General features: G+C 57.3%; 2 protein-coding genes. Both read left to right on the plus strand.

Features of this window, described 5'->3' with window-relative positions; genetic code table 11:
• Positions 1 to 342: 342 nt before the first annotated feature.
• Complete coding sequence (locus JE47_RS0119965; RefSeq protein ID WP_031461427.1) at positions 343 to 1,695, plus strand: acetyl ornithine aminotransferase family protein; 1,353 nt, start codon at positions 343 to 345, stop codon at positions 1,693 to 1,695.
• A gap of 146 nt (positions 1,696 to 1,841) precedes the next feature.
• Positions 1,842 to 2,549, plus strand: a 708-nt coding sequence (locus JE47_RS0119970) for a protein kinase domain-containing protein (RefSeq protein ID WP_031461428.1), incomplete at its 3' end; no start/stop codon positions are given.

Raw genomic sequence — 2,549 nt, forward strand, 5'->3', positions numbered from 1 at the left:
CCCCTCTCCCGCGCTGCGGGAGGCCCTCACCCCCGGCCCCTCTCCCGCGCTGCGGGAGGCCCTCACCCCTAGCCCCTCTCCCGCGCTGCGGGAGGCCCTCACCCCTAGCCCCTCTCCCGCGTTGCGGGAGAGGGGTGATCTGGTTCGTGAGATCGCTCCTGCTTCGCTCATCCCCCCTTTCTCTCCCCGTGGAGGAGCGGAAGGGGGGGCTGGGGGGAAGGTGAGGGCCGCCACAAGTTTTTGATTACGCTCTCGCACTCCTCGCGCTGGCTTGACGCTCGTTCTACACGTCGGCTACAATAGTTACCCTGACAACTAGTGTATCTGCAAGGGAGCACATCAATGACGACTCAAACTGATACGGCGCGGTTGCCGAGCGATTACATGCCTGAAGCAGTGCCTGGCCCACGTGCCCAGGCCATTGTTACCCGTGACAATGAAGTAATTGCTCCACTGGGACGGGTGTACCCTCTGGTCATCGATCACGCCCAGGGTTGCGAAGTATGGGACGTTGACGGGAATCGCTTTCTCGATATGAACGCGGGGATTGCCGTCCTAGCTGCCGGTCATTGCCATCCACGCCTTATCCGCGTCGCCCAAGCGCAACTCCAACGGTTTACGCACATGGCCGGCACTGATTTCTACAATGAGCCGATGGTACGTGCCGCCGAGAAGCTGGTCTCGCTCATGCCTGGTGGCAAGGGCTGGCAAGTCTTCTTTACCAATAGCGGAACTGAAGCGGTTGAGGCTAGCATCAAACTGGCGCGCTACGTTACCGGTCGGCAGAATATTATTGCTTTCTACAACGCCTTTCATGGACGCAGCTATGGCAGCCTCTCACTCACTGCCTCTAAGCCACGCCAGCGCATCGGTTTTTTTCCCCTGTTACCCGGCGTCAGTCATACGTACTACCCGAATTGTTACCGCTGTCCGATCAACCTTCAGTTTCCAGCGTGTGATATTGCCTGTATTGATCTGATCGAACGCACCCTGTTTAAAACCACAACTCCTCCCGAAGAAGTCGCGGCAATTATCATTGAGCCAATTCAGGGCGAAGGTGGGTACGTCGTCCCGCCGCCCGGTACCTTCGCACGCCTGCGTTCGATCTGTGATCGTTATGGTATCTTACTGATCGTTGATGAGGTACAGAGCGGTGTCGGGCGTACCGGCAAGATGTGGGCCTTTGAACACGAGGGTATTGTGCCTGACATTGTGGCCTCGGCCAAGGGATTAGGTGGCGGTTTGCCGCTGGGGGCAATGATTGCCCGCAGTGAACTGACCCGCCGGTGGCAGCCCGGTTCACACGGAAATACGTATGGTGGCAATGGTCTAACGTGTGCAGTTGCCTACGAGCTGCTCACGATGGTCGAAGAGGAATTAATGGCGAATGCCGCCACCGTTGGCGCCTACCTGCTTGAACAACTACAGGCGCTTCAACAGCGCTTCCCACAAATTGGCGCCGTCCGCGGACGTGGGCTGATGATCGGGGTCGAATTTGTTGATGAACACGGGCATCCTGCACCGGCGTTGGCCGATGCGGTGATGGTCGAGAGTTTTCGTAAGGGGTTACTGGTTCTAACTTGTGGTATTTCCACGATCCGTTTCTGTCCGCCGCTCATTCTCACGCAAGCGCAGGCCGATGAAGCAGTCGCTCGCTTTACGTTGGCAATTGAAGCATGCCTTGATGTGAAATAATACGAAAACAGACAGTGCACATTTTGGGCGACGGCGTTATACTAAAGAGTAGGGAATCGTTGTCTGGCATATCTTTCCCGGCGCTGGCTCATATCTAGACGGTTTGAGATAGCGCCAGGTGAATGAAGGATTGACCGGTTCGACACATGACCTCTCCGGGAACGACCAGGCCACCGGTCATCTTTGACCGTTATCAGGTGCACGAAGCACTCGGTGAGTCACGTCTTGCAGTCGTTTACAAGGCGACCGATCTGCGTCTTCAGCGCCCAGTACTAGTGCATCTCCTCCGCAAAGCGTTGCTTAATAACGAGCAGAAGCGCCAGCAATTTCTCAGCGAAGCCGCCCAAAGCGCTCGACGCTCACATCCCGTATTTCTGGAAGTGTTTGATAGCGGCGAAAGTAACGGGCGCCCCTTCTTAATAACGGAGGCTGTTGATGGTCGTCCATTATACGGGATCGGCGCTCTCAGTGTGGCACAGGCGCTCAGTATTGTGCGGCAGGTGGCCGACGCAGTCGCGCTCTGCCAACGTCACCGATCCGCGGAATTGCCGGTTGGACTTTACCATCCTCCGATTAGTAGCGCCAACCTGCTGCTGGTTGGCGACGGCCAGGTTAAGCTCGTGGAAAGTTGGCTGTTACCACTACCGCTTGTTCCTGCCGATCTCGCCCACTATCGCGCACCTGAGCTAAGCACCGGTCAGGGGCTACAACCGGCAAGCGTAGTGTATGCCCTTGGCATTCTGCTCTTCGAGCTCATCACCGGTCAGCGTCCAATGCACGGTGATGACGCCCAAACAACGGCACTGGCTCATCTCACCCAGACCGTACCACCCCTGGTTCGGGTACGGCCAACC

This window comes from Chloroflexus sp. MS-G (genome assembly GCF_000735195.1).
GTDB lineage: Bacteria > Chloroflexota > Chloroflexia > Chloroflexales > Chloroflexaceae > Chloroflexus.